Source organism: Erythrobacter sp. F6033 (genome assembly GCF_023016005.1).
Classification (GTDB): Bacteria; Pseudomonadota; Alphaproteobacteria; order Sphingomonadales; family Sphingomonadaceae; genus Erythrobacter.
This window is the reverse complement of record NZ_JALKAZ010000001.1, coordinates 985,240-1,011,198: the sequence shown is the minus strand read 5'-3', so window position 1 is coordinate 1,011,198 and position 25,959 is coordinate 985,240. Positions and strand designations below refer to the sequence as shown.

Here is a 25,959-nt window from a genome sequence, read left to right as displayed (position 1 = left end):
AAACGGGTGCTCTTTTTTCTGGCCCGCTGCGTCGCGTGCACTTTGTTCTTTTGTGCGCCGATCGTCCTTATCGTCGCAACCGCAAGCGAACCTGCAACGGCTCTATTGCTGCTGGTCCCGATACTTGGCCTGATCCCGGCCTATATCATTGCATTGATCCTGTTCGTCCCAGTTGAGGGGCTGATGCAGCGACGCGGTATCGGCTGGCTCTCTAATCTGGCTGTGCCATTTATGGGAGCGGTAGGCGCGTTGCTCAGCTTTGTCGTACTGGGCGCGTTTTGGGGCGAGCTAGACGTAATGCTGCGAAATCTGGCGCGCGATCCCTACGCTTTCGGGTTCTGGATTTTCCTCGGAGTGGTTTGGGGTTTTCTTTGGCGGCTCACCGCATTGGTCCGTCACATCCCGATGGTCGCTCGCCAGATGAAACCCGCCTAGTCAGCGAGTCCGTCGCGGAACGCATCAATCAGCCAGCTTGCTGCTGGGCCCAAACGGTCATCCCGGCGCCATAGCGCGCTAAGCGGGTAATGATCGCCCGGCTTTTCGGGCAGATCAAGCTCCACCAACCGCCCCTCTTTAAGATCATCGGCTACCATGGCGCGCGGCATATTGCCCCAGCCCAGCCCTTCTTTCAGCAGCGAGTGTTTTGCACTGAGATCGCCCAGCCGCCATGTCAGCGGGCTCAGCACAGAAAACTCGCGGCCCTGCGTAAGGTCTGATCTGTCCGCGAGCACAAGCTGCAGGTGCTTCCGGCTTTCGCCCGGCGCGATGCTTTTTGCGGCAAGCGGGTGATCGGGCGCCGCCACCGGAAGCAGTTCAACCCCCCCGATATGCTGGCGCTCAAGGGAAGGATGATCTCCGATTACGGGACCACCGATGGCCACTTGCGCACGGTCATCCAGCAAGCATTCCGCAACGGCTCCCAACCCTTCGATGTTGAGTTTGAGCGCGACGGTCGGAAACATCCGGCGAAATTCGCCTAGCACGCGCGCAGTCACTTCGCCGGGCAGCATCACATCAAGGACCAGCCCCAGATCGCTTTCCAGCCCGGCATGGAGCGAACGCGTTTTGGCGAGCAGCGCATCGACCCGGTCCGTCACCGAACGCGCCTCTGCCAGCAGCCCCTCGCCCGCTTCCGTCAGCACAGGTTTGCGCGAACCCTCCCGTTCAAAAAGCGACACAGCCAACTGCGCCTCCAATTGCGCGATCCCGTAACTGATGGCCGAAACTGCCCGGTTCGTCGCCCGCGCCGCTCCGCCAAAGCTGCCATGCTCCACGACGCTTAGGAATATGCGCAACTGATCAAGAGTGGGATCGCCTAACCTCATGCCATATGTTCGGATAATCAGAACATTTTGGCAAGTTTTATCGCAGTTATCAGGATGACTTATACCGCCTATCTCCCACTCAACGAAGCGGGCCAGACAGGCTCCTCCGCTTCAACAGGAGACAGACAATGATCGAACTTCGTCCATTCAACACCCTTGGCGCCGCCAATCACGGTTGGCTCGATGCGTATCATCACTTTTCCTTTGCGAGCTATCACGATCCTGCCCGCGTGAACTGGGGCAATCTGCGCGTCTGGAATGATGATGCCATCGCACCGGGCCAGGGTTTCCCCACCCACCCGCACGAGGACATGGAAATCATCACCTATGTTCGCAAAGGGGCCATCACCCACCGCGACAGCATGGGCAATGAAGGCCGCACCGAGGCGGGCGATGTGCAAGTGATGAGTGCAGGCAACGGCGTGCGCCATTCGGAATACAATCTGGAGGATGAGGAAACGACCCTGTTCCAGATCTGGATCATTCCCGATGAGCGCGGCGGTGAGCCAAGCTGGGGCGCAAAGGCGTTTCCGAAAGGCGATCGTGCAGGTCAATTCGTGCCGCTGGCCACCAGCACCGCGAATGACAATGACCGGGCCGAAGGCGCTCTGCCAATCCGCACCGATGCCCGCGTGCTCGGCGCAACGATCAAAGCCGGTGAAAGCGTCACCTACACGCCGAAATCCGCCGACCGTCACCTTTATCTGGTGCCAGCCGTCGGATCCGTGAAGGTCGATGACGTAACCGCCAATGCCCGCGACGGCGTTGCAATCACCCAGCTGGAGAGCGTGACTATTACCGCTCTCGAAGACAGCGAAGTGGTGCTCGTAGACGCCGCATAATCCCCAGAGCCAGCCGGATCCCCCTCTCCGGCTTGCTCACCTTTTTCAGATTCCATTTCAGGAGAATTCCCATGTCCAACATTCTGCATATCTCGGCTTCCATCCGCGGCGATGAAAGCGTCTCGAACGCGCTTGGCACGGCGCTTGTCAAAGGCCTCGCCGCCAAATCCGGGGCCAGCGTCACGACCCGCGATCTTTCCAAAAACGATGTCCCGTTCGTTTCGGCAAACCGGTTTGAGGCGAACCTTACACCAGCGGAAGATCGCACTCCCGATCAGCAAGACCTGGCGCATTTCTCTGACACTTTGATCGCGGAATTAATGGCTGCAGATACCATCGTCATCGCAGCCCCGATCTACAATTTCGGCGTTCCCGCCACCGTCAAAGCATGGGCCGATATGGTTGCCCGCGCCGGGACCACGTTCAAGTATACCGAAAACGGCCCTGTCGGTTTGCTCGAAGGCAAGAAGGCCTTCATCACCGTCGCATCCGGCGGCACTCCTGTTGGTAGCGATATGGACTTCGCGACCAGTTGGCTGACATTCTTCCTCGGCTTTCTCGGCATCAAAGATGTTGAGTTGATCGCAGCCGATGGCATCATGGGTGCAGATGGCGAAGCAAAGATCGCCGCTGCACACGCCAAAGTTGCCGAAGTCGCCGCCTGAATTTCAAGCGCTTAAGGAGAGCCACCATGAACACACGAATGCAAAACATCTTCGCCCTGATCGGTCGCCTCTTGCTGGCCGCTCTCTTCATCCTCGCCGGCGTCAACAAACTTACCGGCATGGAAGGCACGGTGGGCTATATCGCCTCTGTCGGCCTGCCATTCCCGGAATTGGTCTATTTCGCGACAGTCGCCCTTGAAATCGGCGGCGGATTGCTTCTCGCTGTGGGATACAAGGCGCGTTACGCAGCTTTTGCTCTTGGTATCTTCACCGTGCTGACCGCTGTCATTTTCCACAATGACTTCAGCCAGCAGATCGAAATGACGTTGTTCCTTAAGAACCTTGCGATTGCAGGCGGCATGTTCGCTGTCGCAGCCTTCGGCCCGGGCAACATCTCCGTCGACCGGGGCTGATAAGCGTATGAAAGATGAGCGTCCGGTCGCCTTTCTGCGACCGGACGCTCAGACTTCTAATTGCACTTACGATTACTATTCATCGCTCAATGGTTCAGCGAAGTGCGTAGAAGAGTACCGAAAGCGGGCCTCGACGGCGTCGTTTGCTTCTGATCCGTCAGAATTAGTTTCCACGCAGACGAATGGACGGTCGTGGGCATTTGTTGCATCAACTGACATCACCGGAAAGCGCTCTTCGCAGCCTTCATCAGGGCAGCGACAATGGAAATATCGTGCGGGACTACGCATACCCAAATCTTCGAAATCCAGATCAACTTTGGAAACAAAACTCGCCTGTTCAAAGGTATCCTCCGCCATGCCTGCGTCACGCCATGCTGAGAGAAAAACTCCTTTCACCTGGCCGAATTCCGCAATCGCGTCGGCAGTATCCTCCCTTTCCCATCTGTCTCTCTCGTCATCCCGCTTTTGCGCATCGTAGTCTTCGAGTGCGATGGAGAGATACGCGTCGATATCGTTGGCGGATAGCGCTGCGAAAGCTTTATCTGCCGCTTCTTGGTGCGCAGCAAGATCGACAAATCGATCAGTAGTGACAATCAAATCGGCTTCGTCGCCTTCCAGATCAGACTTCAACAGTCGTTCGACCGGCGCATTCGAAACATCGCGCAGCTCAATTGGCAGAAGATACCTTTCGAGAGTGTAGTGACAAAACCCTCCCATCATGATGATCACGTTAGAGTTACGCTCCTGCTCCTTGCGAAGTAAATCGTAGGAATGCTGGCAGGAATAGACCATGGCGATAAGTGTCGCTTCGACCGGCCGCCCGATTTGCTGACCAAACCTAACGGGAGCTTTGCGCAGGTTGATGGGTATTGATCTGGCCTTGTCGGTTTTGTCTTCATCCGGAAGCTCAAGGAATGCTTTCCTGTCGGCATAGAACCTGCGCTGATCAAATATCCCGCGTACCGCCACGCACTCGCCGAACCAACTATCGAAATCGTTCTGGATCGCTTCGATAGTAACAGGCTTGGCTCGCTCTACCGTGCAAGGAGGCAAATCTTCATCAACGTCTTTTTGCGCCAATGCGGAACTACCCAGCAAGAAGGCGACCAAGCCAAAGACAATTTTGATCAAAGCTTTCATGCGGTTCAATCTAGTCAAACGGCAAGCCATTCCGCAACTCCTCCAGCCACACATCGGCGACAGCGTCGGACGGCGCGCGCCAGTCGCCTCGTGGGGACAAAGCCCCGCCGGATGATACTTTCGGGCCATTGGGCAATGCGCTGCGTTTGAACTGGCTGAAGCCAAAGAAGCGTTTGAGGAAACTCTCCAGCCACTTTGCAATCTCGGCCAGATCGTATTCGTTCTTGCGCGCTTCTGGGAAGCCTGCGGGCCACAGACCCGCCTTCGCATCGCGCCATGCGTGGTAGGCGAGAAACGCGATTTTGCCCGGGCGCTGACCCCAGCGGATTGTGTGGTGGAGGAAGAAATCGTTGAGCTCATAAGGCCCGATCTTCTGCTCGGTGCTCTGCATCGCGCCGTCCGATCCGGCGGGCACAAGCTCGGGCGAAATCTCGGTATCGAGCACCGCGCCCAGCACATCGCTGCACGCCTGACTGAATTGCTCGGTCTGGATCGTCCAGCGGATGAGATACTGGATCAGCGTTTTCGGCACGCCCGCATTCACGCCGTAATGGCTCATATGATCGCCGACGCCGTAAGTGCACCAGCCGAGCGCCAGCTCTGACAGGTCGCCCGTGCCGACAACAAAGCCGCCATGCTGGCCCGCGAGGCGAAACAGGTAATCGGTGCGCAGCCCCGCCTGCACGTTTTCAAATGTCACATCGTAAACCGGCTCGCCCTTGGAATAGGGGTGTCCCATATCTTCAAGCATGCGGTTGGCGGCAGGTTTGATGTCGATCTCCTCTGCGGTGATCTCCATCGCCTCCATCAACTTCCAAGCGTTTGACTTGGTGTTATCCGACGTGCCGAAACCGGGCATGGTGTAGCCGCGAATGGCGGTGCGCGGCAGGCCCAGACGGTCGCAAGCCTTGGCCGCAACGATCAGGGCATGCGTGCTGTCGAGCCCGCCTGAAATACCGATGATCAGCGATTTGGCATGGGTCGCCTCGATCCGGCGCATCAGGGCATCGACCTGAATATTGAACGCCTCGAAACAGTCCTCATCCAGCGCGTGCTGACGGTTCGGCACGAATGGGAAGCGGCGGATCGGACGGTTCAGCCCGACATCACCCTCGGCATAGGCGTGGTCAAAGACAATCCGGCGGAAGTGATCCTCGGGGCGTCCATTCTCATTGGCATGCGCTTCGGCGGCATCGCTGAAGGTTTGATTGCGCATCCGCTCCGCCGCGATCCGGTCTGTGTCGATATCGACGACGCACAATTCCGGTTCACGGTCGAAACGCTCGCTTTCGGCCAGCAGGTCGCCCATTTCATAGATCACGCCCTGCCCGTCCCACGCCAAGTCGGTCGTGCTTTCGCCGTGGCCGCTGGCGGAATAGGCATAGGCGCAGATCGAGCGAGCGCTGCTGGACCGGCAATGCAAATGGCGATCATCTGCGCGGCCAATCGTGATCGGAGAGGCTGAGAGGTTGCACAGGATATGCGCGCCAGCGAGCGCGGCGAGAGTGCCCGGCGGATTGGGCGCCCAGAAATCCTCGCAAATCTCGACGCCAAATGTGAAACCGCGCAGATTGCTGGCGGCGAAGACCAGATCGACGCCGAAAGGCACTTCTTCGCCCGCGACCGAAATCCACAAGTCCACGCAGTTGCGGCCATGCGCAAAATAGCGTTTTTCATAGAACTCGCGGTAGTTCGGCAGATAGCTTTTCGGGATCACGCCCAGCAATTCCCCGCCCGCGATCACCAGGGCGCAATTGTAGATCTTCGAATTGCGGCGCAGCGGCGCGCCGATCACCAGCACTGGTGAGAGGTCAGCCGATGCCTCGACCACTTCGGCGACGGCCTGCTCGGCGCGGTCCAGCAAAGCATTTTGCAAAAGCAGATCGTCAATTGCATAGGATGACAGGCACAGCTCAGGATAGACCACCAGATCGACGTTCTGCTCGTGCGCCTTCTTCGCCTCTGCGATCACACCGGCCGTGTTATGCGCCACATCGCCGGTGCGCGAAGCAGGCGTTGCGGTGGCCACGCGAACAAAGCCGTGGGCGTGCATATCGTAGAAAGAATGGGTCTGGTCGCTCATCGGGCGGGCCTTCTTGATCTGTTCGTTCGGGTTTTCGTTGGGGGCAGGTTCAAGCCAGTCGGCGGGCTCGCAAATGTTCAGCGCGGCGAGGCGTTTTTGCACTTTGGGCCGGGCAACCTTGCCCTTCGCCTCCCACCCATAGACGGTGCGACTGGGCCATGGCCCGCTTTCGGGATCGCCATATTGCGCGCCAAATTCCTCCGCCGAAAGCGGCGGATCATGCGCCTCTCGCCAAAGACGAATTTTGTGTCCTGCCAAATGCATATCACGCCAAGTATCCTTTTAAGATACACCGCGCAAGCCCCGCTTTCAGGCAGGCAAGCAAAACCGCATCGCCCAACCCTTGCGCTCGTAACCACTATGGCCCACTTCCCGAATATCAAGCGACACCACGCTAATACAGGAGGCATCAATCATGTCCGATCCAACCTACACCCCGCCCGAAGTCTGGAGCGCCGACACCGTATCCGGCGGCAAGTTTGCCAGCATCAACCGCCCGACCGCTGGCGCGCGCGAGGACAAAGACCTGCCGCGCGGTGACAACCCGTTCCAGCTGCACTCACTCGCCACGCCTAACGGTGTGAAAGTGACGATCATGCTCGAGGAATTGCTCGAAAAGGGTCACAGCGGCGCAGAATACGATGCCTACACCGTGAATATCGGCGACGGCGCGCAATTCACCAGCGGCTTTGTCGGGATCAACCCCAACTCGAAAATCCCTGCTCTGATCGACGCCAGCGGCGACACAGAATTCCGCCTGTTCGAATCCGGTGCGATCCTGGTGCACCTTGCCGAGAAATTCGGCGAATTTCTGCCCACCGATCCGGCGGCACGTGCAGAGGTGCTCAGCTGGGTATTCTGGCAGGTCGGCACCGGTCCGTTTATCGGCGGCGGCTTTGGCCATTTTTACGCCTATGCGCCCGAGAAATACGAATATCCGATCAACCGCTATGCGATGGAAACAAAGCGCATCTTTGATGTCGCGGACAAACGCCTTGCGGAAAACCGTTTCCTTGGCGGCGATGATTACACCATCGCGGATATGGCAAACTTCCCGTGGCTCGCACCGTTTGTGGCAGGCACGATCTACAATGAGGCGAAGACCTTCCTGTCGATCGACGAATACAAAAACGTTGCCCGCTGGGCGCGAGAGATCGCGGCACGTCCCGGCGTTCAACGCGGTCGTCTGGTCAACAAAGTCTGGGGCGATGAAGACCAACAACTTCTCGAGCGCCACTCGGCGAAGGATTTCGAAGGCAAGAACCTCGACTTCACGTTCTGAGCCTTCATAAAAATCAAATTCACAATGGGCTGGAAACCTTTGCGTTTCCGGCCCATTGTTGTTTTGCACACTGAAGGAGCACGGCTTGGCCACGAAGGCATCTGAACGGATTCGCCTGGGCGAAAAGCTGGGATACGGCGTCGGCGATCTGGCGTCCGGTCTAATCCTCAATTTCTTCGGTTTCTTCCTGCTCTATTACTTCGTCGATCTGGGAGGATTGGCGCCCGCTGCCATCGGCTTGATGTTGCTGATCACGAAGCTGATTGATGCGGTCACCGACCCGATGATGGGAGCCATTGCCGATCGCACCCGTACACGCTGGGGCCGTTACCGCCCTTATCTGCTGTTCGGCCCGATCCCGCTTGCTCTGTCGATTGTGCTCATCTTCAACGCGCCAGACGATTTGGGCGATACCGCGCTGCTGGTTTGGGCTTACGTGACCTACACCATCGCCATGCTTGCCTTCACTTCGGTGAATGTCCCCTATGGCGGATTGCTGGGTGTGATTTCACCTTCATCGAGCGAACGGTCGAATGTGACCGCGTTCCGCATGTTTTTCTCCGCTTTAGGCGGAATCCTCGTCGGCGCGCTTGGGACCACACTCGTTCGCGAGCTTGGTGGGGGAGATGAAAAGCTTGGCATTCTGCTCGCCATGTCATGCATAGCGGCGGTTTCGGTGTTCGCATTGCTCACCACTTTTGCGACCACCAAAGAGCGCATCCCCCCTGCCGAAACCAATGGCGCAATCTGGAGCGATGTCGGCATTCTGGTGCGGACCGGACCGTGGATCGCCATCGCTGTCGCCGCGATATTGGGCGTGACAGCCATCGCCGCGCGCGCAGGCACCGCACCGTTTTTCTTCAAATATGTCGTCGGTGATGACGGCACGCCGGTATTCCTGTTCTTTGACCGCCCCGCACTGTTCCTGACGGCGCTGGCACTGGGACAGGTTGCGGGTGTACTTATCGGCTTCACCGCGCAGAAGCGATTCGAGAAATCGCACCTCATCATCACCGCCGGATTGCTTAAGGCCGGCATGATTACCGTGTTCTATTTCCTGCCGCTCGATGCGGTATGGTCGCAGGCGGCGGTCCAATTCCTTGTCGGGATCGGGTTTGGCATGTTGATGGTGCTGTCTTTTTCGATGTTCACCGACATTGCCGAATATATCGATTGGAAATCCGGTCGTCAGATGACCGCACTGGTCGTGGCGGCGTCGGTCTTTGGCGTGAAGGCAGGTATCGGATTCGGATCGGCCATTCCGGGTTTTATCCTGCAGTTTACCGGCTTTGACCCGAACGGCACGCAAAGCGAAACCGCGCTGTTGGGCATCCAGCTCGCCTTCGCCATCATCCCTGCCGCCGTGATGATTCCGGCGGCGATCGCGATGCTGTTTTACGGGATAAACCGGCAAGTTATCGCCAAGGTTGAAAGCGACTTATCGGCGCGGCGGACAACAGCCGTCTGATAATTCATGATTTGACGCGGAACACCCCTTCACATTCGCGCGGGGCGCGTTATATGCGCGTCATCTGCTGGGGCGTCGCCAAGTGGTAAGGCACCGCTTTTTGGTAGCGGCATTCGCAGGTTCGATCCCTGCCGCCCCAGCCAGATACTTTCCAACAACCTGAAATATAGCCTGTTATTCGGGCGTGAGCACTCGTTCGGCGAGCGCAACGCCAGATAGCCACGCGCCTTCGACGCGCGGAGAATGCAGGTAATCGCCGGCAATACCGATGCGCTTTTCCGCATCATATCGCGCAGGCTCGCCCTTGACCGCTTCAGCCATGGCGTAAAGCCAGCGGTGCGCAGCGATATGAGTCGGTTCAACAGGTTCGGCGCCTGTTTGCGCAAAGAAATCATTCAGCAGTACGGTCGCTGCTTCTTCCTTTGGCAAATCGATGAGGTCGCGGCTGCGCGCAGGGCTCGCATGGAGCACCCAGCATTCGTCACCCGTCCGGCCTGGCTTCGCAGAATTGCGCGCTGCCCACGATATAGGCGCATCCAGATTTCTAAGCACATCCTCTGCAATGCCCAGTTTCTTGGAGAAGCCGACCATCACAGCCCAGCACGGCGCGGACGATGCTTGGGAAGCGATCTCGCCAAAATCGCTGGCAACATTGTGCAACAGCGAATGAGTTTGCTCGGCGGGTATGGCGACCAACACGGTCTTGGCAAGCAATGTTATCTCGCCCGCCTCAATCCTCCACGCACCATCTTCACGCGTGATCGTCTCAGCGCGCGTGCTCCAATGCACATTGAGGGTCTGCGCCATAGTGCGGATCGGCCCATTCATACCGGGCGTGCCAACAAAGGCTCCGTCACCGGCGGCGGGCCAACGGGCGACAACACCCATCTCTTCCCATCCTTTGACAGCAGCCTGAAATTCCGGATCGCGCGCGGTGAAATATTGCGCGCCGTGATCGAAGGAAACGGTCTCTCCATCTATCTCAGTGCGGCGCGCGGCCATACGCCCGCCGGGGCCTCTACCCTTGTCGATAACGGTAACTTGTAAGCCCGCCTCGGTAAGTCTTGTCGCGCAGGCAAGGCCCGCCATACCAGCGCCAATAACGCATATGTCGCAATCGATGTGTTCCATGCGTCCTTTACGCATGAGAGCACGCTAAGTTTCTGCAACGAACAAAGGTTTGCTTAAGGTGCGCTGCGAGGAGGCTTGGCCTCGGCCAGCATCAGCGAAAAACGCTCTTTGCTGTCGAGCCAGCGTTCTTGCGGTTCCCATCCGGCTGCAAGCAGCAACATGTTGGATGTGCGGCGATCAAACTTGTGAGAATTTTCCGTGTGGATCGTGTCACCTTCGGTCATCGTAAAGCTCTGCCCGCTCACGTCGAAGGTGATGTCACGCTGCGCCACCAAGTGCATTTCGATGCGCGCATATTCATCATGCCAGCGCGCCTCGTGAACGAACGCATCGACAGGAATATCGCCATCAAGTTCGCGATTGATCCGGTGCAGCAAGTTTATGTTGAACTGCGCCGTTACGCCCGCCGCATCATCATAGGCCGCGATCAGGACATCTTCGTCCTTGATCAAATCCATTCCGATCAAAAGCTTCGCCCCCACGCCAAGCGTCTCACGCATATTGCGCAGCAGATCGACCGCGGTGCGCGCGACCATATTGCCGATTGTGGAACCGGGGAAGAAGCCAAGCTTGGGCATGTCCGCCACTTCATCGGGAAGCGCGACCGTACGCATAAAATCCGCCTCCACCGGATAGACAGGCAGATCAGGAAACTTGCCTGCGAGCTCATCCGCAGCAGCGCGTAGAAAATCACCCGATATATCGAGCGGCACGTAAGCAGCGGGTGCGATGGCGGACAATAGCAACGGCGTTTTGACCGAACTGCCCGAACCGAACTCCACCACGGCGCGGCCCGACCCGATCATATCGGCAAATTCTGCTCCGCGCGTGCGCAGAATATCTGTCTCTGCCCGTGTCGGGTAATATTCGGGAAGCTGGGTGATATCCTCGAACAATTGCGAGCCCGCATCATCATAAAGCCAACGCGCCGGCGTGGCTTTTTGCGACTGGGATAACCCCTCCAGCACATCTGCACGAAAAGCCGTATCAACGCCTTCTTCGTCGCGCTCGACCAGTTTCAGGCCCTGTTGTGTTGTCATCGCTCAAACGTCCTTTGCGAGCCGCAGACCGGTGAATTGCCAGCGTTGATGGGGGTAGAAGAAATTGCGGTAAGAGCTGCGCGAATGGCCGCGCACGGTCGCGCAACTCGCGCCTTTCAACACGAACTGTCCGCTCATGAACTTGCCGTTATATTCGCCCACCGCACCCGCAGCCGGAGCGAAACGGGGATAAGGCAGATAGGCAGAGCGTGTGAATTGCCAGCAGTCGCCAAATAATGCCTCACCGCCATGCGGAGCAGGAGCATCCGCACCGTCCAATTGATTGCCACCATCCGCATTGTGGTCTTGTGCGATAGCTTCCCATTCAAATTCCGTCGGAAGGCGCGCTCCCGCCCAAGTCGCGAACGCATCGGCTTCATAATAAGAGATATGGGTCACAGGCGCATCAGGATCGCGAGATTGCCACCCCTGATGTGTGAAGGCTGTGTCTTCCCGCCAATAGAGCGGCGCGGAAATCCGGTTTTCGCGGACCCAAGCCCAGCCATCGGACAGCCAAAGCGAAGCGGTTTCGTAACCGCCATCGGCGACAAACTCTGCCCATTGCCGATTGCTGACCAGTCGCCGCGCAAGGGCGAAGGGTTCCAGCAAGACGCGGTGCTGCGGGCCTTCATTGTCGAACGCAAAACCGCTGTCATCGGAGCCAGTCAAGGCCACGCCGCCTGTGTGCTGATGCCAGCCGGGTTCCTGTAAACCCGCCGACATCGCCGCCTCTGGCCGGCCCGAAAACATCGCGGACCCAAGCGGGTTTTGGAACAGAGCGTGTTTGATATCGGTTAGCAGAAGTTCGATATGCTGCTGCTCATGCGCGATGCCCAGCGCGATCAATTCGGCATGCGCAGGATCATTCAACAGCTTGCCCATCGCGTCAGTCACATGGGCACGCAACGCGAGAATTTCCTGCAATGTCGGGCGGGACAGCATGCCGCGCGAAAACCGCCCGATCCGTTCGCCCTCCGCCTCGTAATAGGAGTTGAACAGAAACGGCCAGCGCTCATCAAACAACTGATAACCGGGCGCGTGGTCGCGGAGCAGAAAAGTCTCCCAGAACCATGTCGTATGGGCGAGATGCCACTTAGCAGGTGAGGCATCTTCCATCGATTGGATGGTCGCATCGGCATCGCTTAACGGTTCGACCAAAGCCTCGGTCAAACTGCGAGTGGTATGGAATCTCTGCTCCAGATCATCCCCGGTCAGCACTGTTGGATTACTCTGGGGCAATCGCCCTCTCCCGCCTCGCCGGAAGTTTTACTCCGGCAACGGCGGCATCATGGCGCAACCTGATGACAATGGAAAGGCACCCAAACCCATGATTGCGCAACAAATTGTCGGATTTCTGAACCTCTCCAGCTGGAGAGGGGGCTATGCCGCCATCCGGACTCGGTTGCGTCCGGCATCTTTGGCTTCGTAAAGTGCAGCGTCGGCGCGCGCGAACAGCGAAAGCGAAGTATCGCCAGCGCCCAGCTCGGCAAATCCCGCGCTGACAGTAACCGGCGGCACCGTGCTTGTTGCGCTGTTGGCAGCGACAGCCTGACGCAGGCGTTCGGACATTACGCGAGCGATACCAACAGTAATGTTTGGCACAATCCAGACAAATTCCTCACCGCCGACCCGGCCAATAACGTCGCAATTCCGGCTCTCGCCTTCTGCAATTCGCGCGACATTCTTGAGCACTTTGTCGCCTTCAATATGTCCGAAAGTGTCGTTGACCTGCTTGAAGTGGTCGATATCAAACATGATCAGCATAAGCGGGTTGGACGCGCGCCGGGCATCGACAATCATCCGATCAAGTTGATCCATCACACGGCGCCGGTTGGCAAGGCCGGTTAAAGGGTCAGTTTCTGCCAGTTTTATAGCGCGGTCAGCCTGTCTGACCGCTTCAGCACGCGAAACTTCAAGCTCGCGCTCCCGCTCAATCTGGGCGGTAACATCACGAATGACAGCGACGACGCGCGTAACAATCCCGCCGGGGCCATGCTGGTTTTCAGCTTGCACACAAAGAGTTCGCGAAACTCCATCAAAGCCGTAAATGTCGAAGTGCAGATCATAGCGATCTTTCTGGCCGAGCTTATCGGACACCGCGCCGATCAAATCGACGTTGTTGGCGAACAATAGCGTTTCGGCATCACCTTCAACAAATGGGTCGTCATGATGAATCCCGAACTGGCGTCGCATCCCTTTTGACCATTGCTGAATGCCGGTGTCGGGATCAAATTGCCACACACCGATACCGGCCATGTCCTCCACCATTGCGGCCGTTTGCATAATATTGGCGAGATAGCGTGCGCGTCGATCTGATATCTGCAGCAGAGTTCGCGCTTTGCGTCGCATGACCCAAAGCCCTGCAAACGCAGCCATCAACAATCCGATCAGCACCGCACATGCCGCCAAAAGGATATCGCTGCCGATCAATTGACCGACAAACAACCCGTCAACGGTGAACGCATCAACGCTTGCCAATGCAGGGTATGGATTTGAGGCAAATATCGCGGCGAAAAACATGCCGCATCACTGCCGAATCGGCCCTAAGATTGCCCCAGAAACCGCCTATGCAGAACTACCTACCTGGCCAAGTTTCTATGGCCTAAGCGGCGTCGGCCTGACGTTCGTTCATCTCGCTGTTGAGCAATTCTGCAATCTGGAACGCCAGTTCGAGCGATTGCTCGGCATTGAGGCGGGGATCGCAGTGGGTGTGATAGCGGTCGCCAAGGCGCTCTTCGGTAATCGCCACAGCACCGCCAACGCACTCTGTCACGTCCTGACCCGTCATCTCGATATGGATACCGCCGGGATGTGTGCCTTCGGCGCGGTGCACCGCGAAAAAGCCCTTCACTTCGGTCATGATGCGATCGAACGGACGGGTTTTGAAACCGGTGTCCGATTTCACAACATTTCCGTGCATCGGATCACAGCTCCAAACGACCGGGTGTCCTTCGCGTTGAACCGCACGAACCAGCTTTGGCAGGCCATCTTCAACCTTGTCGTGACCAAAGCGGCTGATGAGCGTGATGCGCCCGGCCTCACGGTTCGGGTTTAGTTCATCGAGCAGGCTGAGAAGTGCATCCGGCTCCAGCGACGGGCCGCATTTCATGCCGAGCGGATTGCCGATGCCGCGCGCCCATTCGATATGTGCACTGCCAGGGAAGCGGGTGCGGTCACCAATCCAGAGCATGTGTGCGCTGGTCGCAAACCAATCGCCGGTTAGCGAGTCCTGACGGGTGAGCGATTGCTCATACGGCAGCAGCAGCCCTTCGTGGCTGGTGTAGAAACTGGTGCCCTGCAATTGCGGGACGCTGGCGGGATCGACACCGCACGCTTCCATGAAATCGAGCGCTTCACCGATGCGGTCTGCCGTCCGTGCAAACTTTTCGGTCCACGGCGTGCGGCCCATGAATTCGAGCGTCCATTGGTGAACCTGCTGCAGATTGGCGTAACCGCCGCCGGCAAAGGCGCGCAGCAGGTTCAGCGTCGCCGCCGCCTGACTGTAAGCGCGCACCATCCGGTTCGGATCGTTGCGGCGCTGCTCTGCATCAAATTCGATGCCGTTGATATTGTCGCCAAGATAGCTCGGCAGCGTCACATCACCGATGGTCTCGGTTGGCGAAGAACGCGGTTTTGCAAACTGGCCCGCCATGCGGCCAACTTTCACGACCGGATGCTTGCTCGCAAATGTCAGGACGACCGCCATTTGCAACAACACGCGGAACGTGTCGCGGATGTTGTTCGGATGAAACTCCGCAAAGCTCTCGGCACAGTCCCCGCCCTGCAGCAGAAATGCTTTGCCATTCGCGACATCGGCAAGATCAGCTTTCAGCGCGCGCGCTTCACCAGCAAAAACAAGCGGCGGATAGGCCGACAGCGTTGCTTCGGCTTCTGCCAGCTCCGCTGCATCTTCGTAACGCGGCAAATGGCGCGCCTCATGGGCTTTCCAGCTATCCGGTTTCCAGTTTTGGGCCATAATCGAAATCTTCTAATCTGTTCTAGGTTGTCTGCGTCAACGGGCGCGCCGCTATATTGGCTGCACACTATGTGTAAAGCGACAATGCCATCTGTAACAACTTTATTTCACGCACGCTGTGATCGCTTTAGCGCATCACTATCGTCCGACTGACTGCACGGCAGGCGGAATTTCGACGACGGAAGGCGCTTCTGGCAGCTCGCTCGGTACATAATCCGCCGGCAGATCGGCTAATTCCTGACCTTCCGGAATGACCGCGAGTTTAAACGGCGTGGCCGAGCCGAAATACCTGTCTGCGAGGAACCGCATATTCTGGGTGCTGGTGCGCGAGAAATCGGCCAGCAGCGTGCGCAGATTGGCAACACGTTGAGGATCGGTGGTCGCGCCTTCGACATTGTAGAGCCAGAATTGGTTCCCGGTCGATGCCCGTCTGATACGCTGTGACAACGGCTCAGTTACCCGGGCGAGCTCGTCAAGTGTCGGCGGGTTGGTCGATAGACCTTTGGCGATGCGTTCGGCTTCGGCAAAGAAGATCGGTACGAAACTCGGTTCGAACTGCGCATAGGCTGTGATCGTGCCACCTGCGGGGAGGTCGGCTGGCCAGTCAGAAAAGACCTGCGGCGAATAACTTGCCCCGGCTTTTTCACGCAGCGCCTCGAGCAGCCGGTTGTTGAACACTTGAACCAAAATTTCGAGCTGACGGGATTCGCGAATGCGGTTCATTCCGCCGCCGCTGCGCCATGTCAGAACAGCAGCAGCCTGATTGGCATCGCCGCGGTGATTGAGAACAGTAGGCGCTGCCGTGTCCTGCGGGAAAGACGGCAGGCGTGCCGCTACATCCGGCTGAACCGCATTTGGCCGTGGAAGCGCACCGAATGTCGTGCGCAGCTTTTCGACGATTGCATCGCGGTCAAATTCGCCGAACACGAGAACTTCAATCGGTCCTTCGGTCAGCAGCGGCTCCCAAACCTCACGGAAGCCCTCGGGCGTAACCGTCTTCAAAGCATCGGGATCGGGCGTCGCAAAGCGCGGGTCCTTGTCATTCACAAGGAAATCGAGATCGCGATTGATGACGCCGCCCGGACTGGTCGAGAATGTCTTATAGCTCAGCTCAGCCGCCGCCTTTGCGCGGATAACCGGATCGGCATCCCAACGCGGCATGCCGAGCTTTGCGGCGAACAGATACAGTTGATCTTCGACATCAGACGAACGGGTCTGCGCCGTAAAGGTGAACACCGCATCGCTGATCGAGAAGTCAAAGCCCAGCTTTCGGCCTGTTGCGAGCCGATCAATGTCGCTTTGGCCCAACTCGCCAAGGCCTGATCCGACCAAAGCCATTTCGCCAAGCGGCGCATAGACAGCGGTGCTTTCGTCAAAGCCGCGATAACCCGAACCGAAGCGGACGCGAACCGTTACCCGGCCCGGCTCCGCATCATTGGCCCAGACAAGCGCCCTTACACCGTTGTCGAAATCAATCTGTTCGATGCCGAGAACATCGAGGCTCTTTTCCTGAACCACAGTCCCCGGAGTGCCAACCGCTGGCAGCTCGTCAAAAGAAATGGTGCTGGCGGCCAGACGCGCGCTGCTGTCAGATTCGATTTCGCTCGCGAGAGCCAGCTTGAGAGCGCCCTCATCGGCTTCGCCAATGGCAGGCGTGACATAGACCGAACGGACAACGTCGCCTTCGAACAACGCCTTAGTGCGGGTCAGCACTTCATCGGGGTTGAAGCGATCCTGCATTCCTCGAAACACTTGGAGCACCGTCTCGGACGAGGCGACTGTTTCCCGAATATCGACTGCGTTCACCAGATTGTCTGCGAGTTTCGATCCGGCCTCGACGCTGGCGGTCTCGACCGCATTGACGAAGGCGACTTCGAATTCCGCAACTTCACGGTCAATCTCTTCCTGCGTCGGCGGGCTGTTGATCGCATCCTGAATTACACTTCGCACATCAGACAGCGCAGCTTTCCAGTCGCTGGTCAGAGGTGCAAATGTGACAAAAGTCATATCGGTTGATCGGGACACATCGTCCTGCTGCGTCTGCGCATAGAGGTATGATCCCCCTGCCCGCGCGCGCTCTTCGAGGCGGCGATTGATGATCGCCTGAGCCACCGCATCAAGCAGCAGGCCTTCATTATAGACAATCGTGTCTTCGACTTTGCGCCATGGACGCATCACCGCATAGGTAAGGTTGCGCGGCAGATCGGGCTCCACACCCACGGCAAGCTCGCCAATCGGCCACCCGCTACCCGCCGCTCGCTCGGTTCCCTGGGGAGCCACGGGATCGCCAAAGTCGGGCGCAACACCCGCTTCGCCGGTGCCCTGCCAATCGCCGAACCACTGTTCGACCAATCCGGCAAGGACCATCGGATCGGCATCCCCGGCGACAACGATGACGGTGTTTTCCGGTCGGTACCAGCGCTCATAAAAGTCCTGAACCTTAGGTCCGGTTGCGCCTTGTAAGGTTTCGACCGTGCCAATCGGGCTACGGGTCGAAAGACGCTGCCCGGCGAAAAACGTAGTGCGGGTCAGATCGGCAATCCGCTGAGCCGCGCCGCCCCGCTCACGTTTTTCAGCGAGCACAATCGGGCGTTCCGCCTCGACATTGGCCTCATTGATTACAGGCTCACGGATCATCCCTGAAAGCAGTTTGAAGCTTTCTAACAGCTTGGCCGCGTCGATATCGGGAATGTCGAGCTTATAGGCCGTGTGCGTCGGGCTCGTTTCGGCGTTCGCGTCGCTTCCGAAAGTCGCGCCAAGGCGTTGCCACGCGGCAATTGCTTCTGCCTGCCCCAAATATTTGCTTTCACGGAACAGCATATGTTCGAGCAAGTGCGCATAGCCCTGTTCCCACTCGCGCTCATGCAGCGAGCCTGCATCTACGCGAACACGGATAGAAACCTGATTAGGCGGAACGCCGTTGCGGCGCACAGCATAACGCAGGCCGTTATCCATCTCGCCAAATAGCCATTCCCTATCAACCGGAACGTCGCTGTCTTCGTAAAGCCATGGGACTTCGCCATTGTTTTGCAGTGCCTGGGGCGCTGGAACCTCAGCCGCGGCAGCCTGTGCAGGCGTATCCTGAGCGATGGCGGAAGGCACAAGCGCAATCGGCGCAGCGACAAGGAAAAGGCCGCAAGCGGCGCGTGACATAGCTGTAATGGGGGCTTTCATAACAATGCTATAAACGCGCAAGGTCTGAAGGGATAGTGAATGATCGCTTGCCTATCTACGAGCAGAGCTTGCTTGTCGGCGGGCTGAGGCATCCCTATTTAGCGATTATGTTTATCGAAACCGAAACGACTCCGAACCCGTCGAGCCTCAAATTTCTGCCCGGCCAGACCGTTATGCCCTCTGGTACGCGCGAATTTGCTTCGCCCGAAGCTGCCGAAGCCAGTCCACTGGCGCAGGCGATCTATGACACTGGCGAAGTTGTAAACGTCTTCTTCGGACGGGATTTCGTGACAGTAACTGCGGCTCCCGGCAGCAATTGGTCTGCATTGAAGCCGCAAGTGGTATCGATCCTGCTCGATCATTTTGTTTCCGAGGCCCCTTTATTTGTCGGCGGCACCGCGGACGGGATCAATGTGCCAGCAGAGACGGATGCACTGGTGGTCGAAGATAAGGCCGAAGACGCCGACACGATTGCCGCCATAAAGGAACTGCTCGAAGCCCGCATCCGACCGGCTGTGGCTGGCGATGGCGGCGACATAGCGTATCGCGGATTTTCCGATGGTGTCGTACACCTGACCTTGCAGGGCGCATGCGCTGGCTGTCCATCAAGCACAGCGACGCTGAAGCACGGCATCGAAAATCTGCTGAAACATTATGTGCCCGAAGTCGTTGAAGTCAGAGCAGCTTAAACACTCTCTCAATTTCAGGGACTTCCATGACCATTCAATACCACGACAACGTCCTGTCCGATGCAACTCTCGGTCAGCTGTTCAATGACGCGCGCACCTATAATGGCTGGCTCGATAAAGACGTCTCGGATGAACAGCTTCACCAAATTTATGATCTGCTGAAGATGGCACCGACCTCTGCCAATATGCAGCCTGCGCGGATTGTCTGGGTGAAGTCGAAAGCACAGAAGGCCAAGCTGGCCGAATGTGTAATGGAAGGGAATGACAGCAAAGTGCTCGCTGCGCCTGCCACCGCCATTATCGGCTACGACATCGACTTTCACGAAGAACTGCCGTGGCTCTTCCCGCATACGGACGCGAAAAGCTGGTTCGATGGCGATGAAGAAGGGCGGAAAGAAGGCGCATTCCGCAACTCAGCATTGCAAGGTGCCTATCTGATGCTCGCCGCACGCGCGGTCGGGTTGGATTGCGGCGCAATGTCAGGCTTTGATGCGGACAAAGTGAATGCAGCGTTCTTTGGCGATGCTCCGCGTCACCGTGTGAATTTTATCTGCTCGATCGGTTACGGCGATCCTGAGAGCATCTTTGATCGAAGCCCACGCCCTGATTTCGAGAAGTTCAATTCTATCGTCTGACTTGCAGGCTGACGCTGGCTAAGGCATCGGCCTGATTATGCGCATTCTCGCAATCGAAACAGCCACCGAAGCTTGCTCAGTCGCCTTGTTTGAGGACGATCAGTTAATCGCCCGTGATCACCGCGTGCTCGGTCGCGGCCATGCCGAACGTCTCGTACCGATGATTGCGGATCTGCCGGACAAAGGCCGCGCGGACCAAATTCTTGTCTCGCTTGGTCCAGGCAGCTTCACAGGAGTGCGCATCGGCATTGCCACTGCCCGCGCGCTGGGCTTTGCTTGGAATGCACAAGTGTTTGGCTATCCGACATTGGCTTTGATCGCGGCGCAGGCGCGTCAAATTTCCGAACGAAGCGTGACAGTTTGTATGAATGGCGGTCACGGCGAGTGGTTCGTTGCTGATTTTGATGGAAGCACGAATGATGGCGCATTCCAGTCCCTGACACCCGATGCGGCGGTGCAACGCGGGGCGTTGGATCAAATCGCGGGCAATCGTGCAGCGGATTTTGCGAACCGTTTGGCAGATGGCCGCTCGGCAATTGATATTTTGCCAGATGCCAGCGCGGTCGGCCTGTTGCATAATGGCCAGCTTACGGCAGTGCTTAACCCGATTTACGGACGCGCGCCGGATGCCAAACCGCAATCAATGGCCACACCCAAATGAATCCCTGCCCTCATCTCGTCGATCGGATCATGGAAGTGATGGAAGCCGCATTCGATCCGGCATTCGGCGAGGCATGGAACCGGAGGCAAGTCAGCGATGCGCTGACTATGCCGAGCACCCACGCCATTTTGATCGACAATGAGGGCGCTCTAATCGAAACGCCTGAAACTGGCGCTGCTGCGGGCTTTGTTATGACCCGGCACGCCGCTGACGAGGAGGAATTGCTGCTTATTGCTGTACACCCGTCGAGCAGGCGCAGCGGCCTAGGCGAAAAACTCGTCAATGCTTTGTTCGAGGCGGCTAAGGCCCGAGGGACAAAGCGCATTTTTCTTGAGATGCGACGAGAAAACCCTGCAGAACATCTATACCGCAAGACAGGATTTAAGCCTATTGGCAAAAGGCCTAACTATTACTTGATGATAGATGGCAGTCGAGTTGACGCTATTACTTTCGGTCACTCACTTTAGACTGCCGCAATCCACTTAAAATTGAGCAAAACACGAAACCCATCTTGCAAAGGTAGGGAGCGTGGTTCATGAGCAAATAATCGGAAAAATCCGAGCTATAAAAAAAGAATCGAGGAACTCATGCAAGACTTAGAAATCGAAATGAAGGAAACGCTCATCACGCTGACAAGCGACATTGTCGCTGCTCATGTCAGCAACAACGACACGCGAGTTGATGACGTGCCGGAACTGATCACAAATGTATTCACCGCCCTTTCAGCTCTCGGCGAAAATGCTGAACCTGAAGAAGTACGCCCAGAGCCAGCGGTTTCGATCCGTGCTTCGATCAAGCCGGACTATATTGTCTGCCTTGAAGACGGCAAGAAACTAAAAATGCTGAAACGGTACCTTCGTACCAATTTCGACATGACTCCAGAAGAATACCGCGCGCGCTGGGAACTTCCTTCGGATTACCCGATGGTTGCCCCGAACTACGCGGAAAAACGCCGCGATTTGGCCAAGAAAATCGGCCTTGGTCGTAAGCCTGGATCGGGCCGCGGTCGCAAGAAAAAGTAATTGAGCGATAGTGAGCGCCCATCCCGCTGGGGGTGAGCGTGCTTGCCTGCTTGAGCAAAGCACCCCGTCTCGTCTAAGAGGTGGGGTGCTTTCTTTTTGGGCTGATGCGCTTTGCGCGAAATGGCCTGTATGGCGACGGAGTTATTCTTGAATCAAAAGATCGATCTTGAACAATTATGTGCCGAAAAAGGCCTGAGGATTACCGAACAACGTCGGGTGATCGCAAAGGTCCTGTCAGAAAGCGACGACCATCCCGATGTCGAGCTTTTGCATGAGCGCGCTTCTGCGGTGGATCCCAAGATTTCAATCGCAACTGTGTATCGCACCGTTCGCCTGTTCGAAGAGGCCGGCATTCTCGACCGGCATGATTTTGGCGATGGCCGATCCCGCTATGAGCCGGTGCCAGAGGCGCATCATGATCATCTGATCGATGTGGAAACTGGCAAAGTCGTCGAATTCGTCGATCCAGAAGTTGAATCGCTTCAGCGTCAAATCGCTGAAAAGCTCGGCTACCGCCTCGTTGATCACCGCATGGAACTCTACGGCGTGCGGCTTTCGCGCGATAAGGACACATAATGCCCGATAACCCCGCGGATCATGGCATCGACGCCTCCCAGAGCAAGGTTTGGGAACTTCGCGTTGGCGCCGCGCGGGGCGAAACGACCCCGATCTCAGCCGCAGGTTGGATGCGGGTTATTATCCGGTCTCTGGCTCTTCTGGCGTTGATGCTGGTCTTTGTGCCGCTCCACTATCTCTACCGCGTATTCAAATACGGCTCGCCCTTCCCCATGCTGTTTCTGCGCTTTGCCGGAAGGATTTCGGGTGCGAAGGTGAAAACGCATGGCACGCACCTGAAACGCGACGTGTTCTATGTGGCCAATCACGTTTCTTGGCTCGACATACTTTCTCTCGCAGGAGCAAGCGGCACCGCCTTTGTGGCCAAGGCGGAATTGGCGCAGGCCCCTTTGGTCGGGTGGCTCGCATCATTGAACCGCACCGTATTCGTCAAAAGGGAAAACCGTCTGGGCGTCGCCGAGCAGATCAATGCGCTCAAAGAAGCACTGGCGGACAATTGGTCTGTCACCGTTTTTCCTGAAGGCACAACGACAGACGGACACTCACTGCTGCCGTTCAAGACAAGCATGCTCAGCGTGCTTGAACCACCTCCGCCCGGCGTCATGGTTCAACCCGTGCTGCTCGATTACGGACCTGTTGCCGAATGGATCGGCTGGGTTGGCGATGAAAGCGGCCTCAACAACGCGAAACGGGTGCTCGCACGGCGCGGCACGTTCGATCTTCATGTCCACTTTCTTGAACCGTTCAGTCCCGCAGATTTTCGCGGGCGCAAAGCTATCGGTGCGGAGTCACGCCGCCGGATTGAGGATGCTCTGCAGGAAGCTCTTGGCAAGCCCGTGCGCAAATTCGCGCATGATGTGCCGCCGATCCGCTACGATGCGCCTGCCGATGCCGTTGGCGTCGGAAAGTCCCGTATCGAAGTACCAAACGACGCCGAAGTTTAACAGCGCAGCGTTTTAAAGGCCGGCGCGCACCAACCAGTCGTGAAACAGGCGCACAGGGCGGGCCTCAAGCGAGCTTGGCTTGCACACGAACCAATAGCTGTACGGGCTCTCGACCGTCACACCCGATAGATCTGTAAGCCGGTTATCCGCCGCGCGTCGCATATGATCGTCGTGCATGATCGCGATGCCCAGCCCCTGTGCAGCGGCCTCAAGCATCAGTTGGCCTGAATCGTAATGATCAATTGCCGCCGGATCGAGATCAGCAAGGTCATGCGCCTTTTTCCACGCTTCGAAACTCTCCGGGAGCTCAGTGTGAGTCAGAAAAGTCTGCTTTTCGAGCGCTTCACGATCAATATCCTCGCCGACGATCCGCCCAATTTCCTTGCTGCAGATTGCGTGGACGAGATTGTGGTCCAGGCGCACCGCGTGAAGCCCGGAAGCCGGTCCGCGCGACAGAATGATCGCCGCATCAAGAGTGTCACCGACACGGTCTTCGAGATGGGGCCCAGTGTCGATATCGATATGCAGCAGCGGGTGGCGCTTGCGCAGTTCGCCAAGGCGGGGGAACAGGCGCTGGCTGCCAAATAGCGGTAGAACACCCAGCCGCAGACGCAGCAGCGAAATGTTGTCAGATTGACTTTCGACCGCGCGAGTCAGCGATTCCAGATGCGGGTTTACCGCCTCGTAAAATGCCTGCCCTTCATCGGTGAGCTGCATCGATTGCCGCGCCCGCGTGAACAGTTTCTTGCCTACGAATTCTTCAAGGTTGGTGATCCGCCGCGAAAGAGCAGACGGGCTAAGCCCGATCTCTTCCGCAGCTGCGCGCGCTGATCCCAAGCGGACGGTGCGCATGAACGCTTCAAGAGCGCGCAAAGGGGGCAGACGACGTGACGGCATGGGAAACTCCTCTTCTACGAAGAGATACGCTTGAGCTAGATTTTGGATGCAAAAAACCGAAGGAAAAACGAAAAAAAGTTCGTTTAAGTGCGATTACTGCAAGTCGTTCGCAAGTTCTGATGTTGCCGGAGCATGCAGGCGGAGACGCTTTACGTGGGTTTCATCGCCTGCTGTGACTTCAATCCGCCAGCCGCTGGGATGTTCCACGATCATGCCGATGGGTGGCACTTGCTCGGCGAGCACAAAAGCCAGTCCGCCAAGTGTGTCGACCGATTCTTCGACCTCGGCCAGTCGCGGATCGATGGTTTCGGCAATATCATCCAGCTCGGCGCGCGCGTCACAATCCCACATGCCGTCACCGATGGGGACAATCAGAGCTTCCGGCGTTTCATCGTGTTCGTCCTCGATCTCGCCGACGATTTCCTCGACCAGATCCTCAATTGTGATGATGCCGTCTGTGCCTGAAAACTCGTCCAATACGATGGCAAGATGCACCCTGCGCGAACGCATATCGGCAAGCACATCTAGCGCGCCGCGCGCCTGAGGCACATAGAGCGGCTGGCGCATAAGCACAGTCCAATCGCGCGGTGGCTCCGTCCCGTTCGCCAGAAAGGGAAACACGTCTTTGATATGCACCATCCCGATCACATCATCGAGCTTCTCGCGGTAGACAGGCAAGCGCGAATGGCCGTTTTCGCTGAAGGCTTTGACCAGATCATCCCAGCTGATTGACGCTTCTACGCCGACAATTTCGCCGCGCGGAACAGCAACATCATCTGCATCGTGCTCGCTAAAATGCAGCAGGTTGCGCAGCATTTGCCGCTCTACCGGCGATAAGTCGCCATTGCCGCCACCGTTTTCCGGCGCGTCATCGTCTTCGTTCTCGTCTTCGTGCTCGTCGATCGCTTCCTCAAGCTGCTCACGCAAGGAACGGTCGCCGTCACCGACTTTCAGAATTTTGCGCATGGCGGACCCGAGGTTGCTCAGGACGCCGCTGCTACTCTCCGCGTCTCCAGCGGGGGATTGGGAATCGGGCATGGCCCTCTGTGATTACTCCTTATTGATCACGGTCACCATATGGGTCCGCGATACCCATCTTGGCAAGTATAGTGATCTCCAAAGCCTCCATTTTGTCGGCCTGTTCGTCGGAATGGACATGATCGTGACCTGCCAGATGCAGCAAGCCGTGTACGATCAAATGCGCTGCGTGATCGGCCAGCGTGATGCCTTTTTCTTCGGCTTCACGGGCGCAGGTTTCAAAGGCAAGCGCCAGATCGCCGAGCATAACAGGCGGACCGTCTGGATCGAGATCAGCCAGCTCATCACGTTCCAGCATCGGAAAGCTGAGTACATTGGTAGGCTTGTCCCGCTCCCGCCATTCGCGGTTCAGCGTGTGAACTTCGGTATCAGACGTGAACAAAGCGCTGACACACAGGCGCTCATTGGCAAGCGCCGGTTCGCCGCCGGCTGCCGCCTCCGCAGCGCGCTCGGCAAGCGCCTCCCACTCTCCTCCCGGCCAACTTTCAATGTCGATATCAAGTTGCATGATGCATTCCGCCTTAGCGATGATTGGATAGGCTGGGAATGGCGGGTAAAGGGAGGCGGTAATGGTCATACCGATGTCTCGTTTTGGGGTGGGAAGCGGGAATTTCCCGCTTCACTTCCGTTATTGCCATTGTGAAACTGATTTGGCTTTTGCGGCAAGCAGAGCACCGCTCAGCGTGCCAACCATCCACGCAGCAAATACTGGCGAAAGCATTACCAGACCGGTCATCCACCAAACCCAAAAGTCGTCGCCGTCACCCGGAAGAAGCGCGAACCAGATGGTGTAGAATATGAATGGAACGAAGAGACAGGCAAACAATGCTGCTATTCGAGCGATGGCACGGACTGCCTTCCCGCATGAGAAATAGCTCACTCCTCCCGCCACCGCGGTCGTTACGAACATGATGAGCGGGAGCCACATGGGGTTTAAATAGCAAGTTATGACTAATGA

General features: G+C 57.4%; 26 protein-coding genes and 1 tRNA gene. 14 read left to right on the top strand and 13 right to left on the bottom strand.

The genetic code is table 11. The features are described 5' to 3' along the window. Positions 1–6 precede the first annotated feature (6 nt). Entirely contained in the window at positions 7–435 is a 429-nt protein-coding gene (locus tag MWU39_RS04700; RefSeq protein ID WP_247158815.1) for a hypothetical protein, read from the top strand. Here the strand turns inward: MWU39_RS04700 and MWU39_RS04695 are convergent. After that, positions 432–1,325 (bottom strand): LysR family transcriptional regulator, encoded by an 894-nt coding sequence (locus MWU39_RS04695; protein WP_247158814.1) that lies wholly within the window; start codon positions 1,323–1,325, stop codon positions 432–434. The two genes, MWU39_RS04700 and MWU39_RS04695, sit on opposite strands and share 4 nt — an antisense overlap. Before the next feature lie 128 nt (positions 1,326–1,453). Here MWU39_RS04695 and MWU39_RS04690 point away from each other — a divergent pair, with 128 nt between their 5' ends. From MWU39_RS04690 to MWU39_RS04680, 3 genes are all read left to right on the top strand, one after another. Next, the gene (locus MWU39_RS04690) at positions 1,454–2,167 is read left to right on the top strand and encodes a pirin family protein (RefSeq protein ID WP_247158813.1); all 714 of its coding nucleotides are present in this window, start codon (positions 1,454–1,456) and stop codon (positions 2,165–2,167) included. A 71-nt stretch (positions 2,168–2,238) separates the two neighbouring features. Beyond that, the gene (locus MWU39_RS04685) at positions 2,239–2,832 is read left to right on the top strand and encodes an NAD(P)H-dependent oxidoreductase (protein ID WP_247158812.1); all 594 of its coding nucleotides are present in this window, start codon (positions 2,239–2,241) and stop codon (positions 2,830–2,832) included. Between the two features lie 26 nt (positions 2,833–2,858). Beyond that, positions 2,859–3,245: a DoxX family protein gene (locus tag MWU39_RS04680; RefSeq protein ID WP_247158811.1), complete on the top strand. Its 387-nt coding sequence runs from the start codon at positions 2,859–2,861 to the stop codon at positions 3,243–3,245. Between the two features lie 75 nt (positions 3,246–3,320). Here the strand turns inward: MWU39_RS04680 and MWU39_RS04675 are convergent, their stop codons facing one another. Continuing rightward, positions 3,321–4,385: a hypothetical protein gene (locus MWU39_RS04675; RefSeq protein WP_247158810.1), complete on the bottom strand. Its 1,065-nt coding sequence runs from the start codon at positions 4,383–4,385 to the stop codon at positions 3,321–3,323. Between the two features lie 10 nt (positions 4,386–4,395). Then, on the bottom strand, positions 4,396–6,468 hold the full coding sequence (locus MWU39_RS04670) for an NAD(+) synthase (RefSeq protein WP_247160306.1): 2,073 nt from the start codon (positions 6,466–6,468) through the stop codon (positions 4,396–4,398). A gap of 415 nt (positions 6,469–6,883) precedes the next feature. Here MWU39_RS04670 and yghU point away from each other — a divergent pair, with 415 nt between their 5' ends. The 3 genes from yghU (at position 6,884) to MWU39_RS04655 (ending at position 9,361) form a co-directional block, all read left to right on the top strand. After that, on the top strand, positions 6,884–7,750 hold the full coding sequence (yghU, locus tag MWU39_RS04665) for a glutathione-dependent disulfide-bond oxidoreductase (protein ID WP_247158809.1): 867 nt from the start codon (positions 6,884–6,886) through the stop codon (positions 7,748–7,750). Between the two features lie 85 nt (positions 7,751–7,835). After that, complete coding sequence (locus MWU39_RS04660; RefSeq protein ID WP_247158808.1) at positions 7,836–9,218, top strand: glycoside-pentoside-hexuronide (GPH):cation symporter; 1,383 nt, start codon at positions 7,836–7,838, stop codon at positions 9,216–9,218. A gap of 68 nt (positions 9,219–9,286) precedes the next feature. Next, a tRNA-Gln gene (locus MWU39_RS04655) sits at positions 9,287–9,361 on the top strand. Positions 9,362–9,392: 31 nt separating this feature from the next. On the opposite strand, the gene MWU39_RS04650 is transcribed toward MWU39_RS04655, so the two are convergent. From MWU39_RS04650 to MWU39_RS04625, 6 genes are all read right to left on the bottom strand, one after another. Then, positions 9,393–10,349: an FAD-dependent oxidoreductase gene (locus tag MWU39_RS04650; RefSeq protein ID WP_247158807.1), complete on the bottom strand. Its 957-nt coding sequence runs from the start codon at positions 10,347–10,349 to the stop codon at positions 9,393–9,395. Between the two features lie 53 nt (positions 10,350–10,402). Beyond that, on the bottom strand, positions 10,403–11,389 hold the full coding sequence (egtD, locus tag MWU39_RS04645; protein ID WP_247158806.1) for an L-histidine N(alpha)-methyltransferase: 987 nt from the start codon (positions 11,387–11,389) through the stop codon (positions 10,403–10,405). A gap of 3 nt (positions 11,390–11,392) precedes the next feature. Continuing rightward, positions 11,393–12,628: an ergothioneine biosynthesis protein EgtB gene (gene egtB, locus MWU39_RS04640; RefSeq protein ID WP_247158805.1), complete on the bottom strand. Its 1,236-nt coding sequence runs from the start codon at positions 12,626–12,628 to the stop codon at positions 11,393–11,395. Positions 12,629–12,769: 141 nt separating this feature from the next. After that, the gene (locus MWU39_RS04635) at positions 12,770–13,909 is read right to left on the bottom strand and encodes a sensor domain-containing diguanylate cyclase (RefSeq protein ID WP_247158804.1); all 1,140 of its coding nucleotides are present in this window, start codon (positions 13,907–13,909) and stop codon (positions 12,770–12,772) included. Between the two features lie 82 nt (positions 13,910–13,991). Continuing rightward, a complete protein-coding gene (locus MWU39_RS04630; RefSeq protein WP_247158803.1) occupies positions 13,992–15,365 on the bottom strand; it encodes a 3-deoxy-7-phosphoheptulonate synthase class II in 1,374 nt (457 codons plus the stop codon). 138 nt (positions 15,366–15,503) lie between these two features. Beyond that, positions 15,504–18,518, bottom strand: a complete 3,015-nt coding sequence (locus tag MWU39_RS04625) for an insulinase family protein (protein ID WP_247158802.1) — start codon at positions 18,516–18,518, stop codon at positions 15,504–15,506. A gap of 128 nt (positions 18,519–18,646) precedes the next feature. Here MWU39_RS04625 and MWU39_RS04620 point away from each other — a divergent pair, with 128 nt between their 5' ends. The 7 genes from MWU39_RS04620 (at position 18,647) to MWU39_RS04590 (ending at position 23,066) form a co-directional block, all read left to right on the top strand. Beyond that, the gene (locus MWU39_RS04620; RefSeq protein WP_247158801.1) at positions 18,647–19,228 is read left to right on the top strand and encodes a NifU family protein; all 582 of its coding nucleotides are present in this window, start codon (positions 18,647–18,649) and stop codon (positions 19,226–19,228) included. A gap of 26 nt (positions 19,229–19,254) precedes the next feature. Next, the gene (locus MWU39_RS04615) at positions 19,255–19,863 is read left to right on the top strand and encodes a malonic semialdehyde reductase (protein WP_247158800.1); all 609 of its coding nucleotides are present in this window, start codon (positions 19,255–19,257) and stop codon (positions 19,861–19,863) included. Between the two features lie 37 nt (positions 19,864–19,900). After that, positions 19,901–20,524: a tRNA (adenosine(37)-N6)-threonylcarbamoyltransferase complex dimerization subunit type 1 TsaB gene (tsaB, locus tag MWU39_RS04610; protein ID WP_247158799.1), complete on the top strand. Its 624-nt coding sequence runs from the start codon at positions 19,901–19,903 to the stop codon at positions 20,522–20,524. After that, a complete protein-coding gene (locus MWU39_RS04605) occupies positions 20,521–20,991 on the top strand; it encodes a GNAT family N-acetyltransferase (RefSeq protein WP_247158798.1) in 471 nt (156 codons plus the stop codon). Before tsaB ends, MWU39_RS04605 begins: the two co-directional genes overlap by 4 nt. Before the next feature lie 120 nt (positions 20,992–21,111). Beyond that, positions 21,112–21,546, top strand: a complete 435-nt coding sequence (locus MWU39_RS04600) for a MucR family transcriptional regulator (RefSeq protein WP_247158797.1) — start codon at positions 21,112–21,114, stop codon at positions 21,544–21,546. A 147-nt stretch (positions 21,547–21,693) separates the two neighbouring features. Then, entirely contained in the window at positions 21,694–22,122 is a 429-nt protein-coding gene (locus tag MWU39_RS04595; protein WP_247158796.1) for a Fur family transcriptional regulator, read from the top strand. After that, positions 22,122–23,066 carry a lysophospholipid acyltransferase family protein gene (locus tag MWU39_RS04590; RefSeq protein WP_247158795.1) on the top strand — a complete coding sequence of 315 codons (945 nt, stop codon included), beginning with the start codon at positions 22,122–22,124 and terminating at the stop codon, positions 23,064–23,066. The genes MWU39_RS04595 and MWU39_RS04590 overlap by 1 nt, the downstream gene beginning before the upstream one ends. A gap of 12 nt (positions 23,067–23,078) precedes the next feature. Here MWU39_RS04590 and MWU39_RS04585 read toward each other — a convergent pair whose 3' ends face one another. The 4 genes from MWU39_RS04585 to MWU39_RS04570 form a co-directional block, all read right to left on the bottom strand. After that, entirely contained in the window at positions 23,079–23,963 is an 885-nt protein-coding gene (locus MWU39_RS04585) for a LysR substrate-binding domain-containing protein (RefSeq protein WP_247158794.1), read from the bottom strand. 93 nt (positions 23,964–24,056) lie between these two features. Continuing rightward, positions 24,057–24,929, bottom strand: coding sequence for a hemolysin family protein (locus MWU39_RS04580; RefSeq protein WP_247158793.1), 873 nt, complete (start codon positions 24,927–24,929; stop codon positions 24,057–24,059). A gap of 91 nt (positions 24,930–25,020) precedes the next feature. Continuing rightward, a complete protein-coding gene (gene ybeY / locus MWU39_RS04575) occupies positions 25,021–25,509 on the bottom strand; it encodes an rRNA maturation RNase YbeY (protein WP_247160305.1) in 489 nt (162 codons plus the stop codon). Positions 25,510–25,629: 120 nt separating this feature from the next. Then, positions 25,630–25,929 carry a hypothetical protein gene (locus MWU39_RS04570; RefSeq protein WP_247158792.1) on the bottom strand — a complete coding sequence of 100 codons (300 nt, stop codon included), beginning with the start codon at positions 25,927–25,929 and terminating at the stop codon, positions 25,630–25,632. Positions 25,930–25,959: the final 30 nt, after the last annotated feature.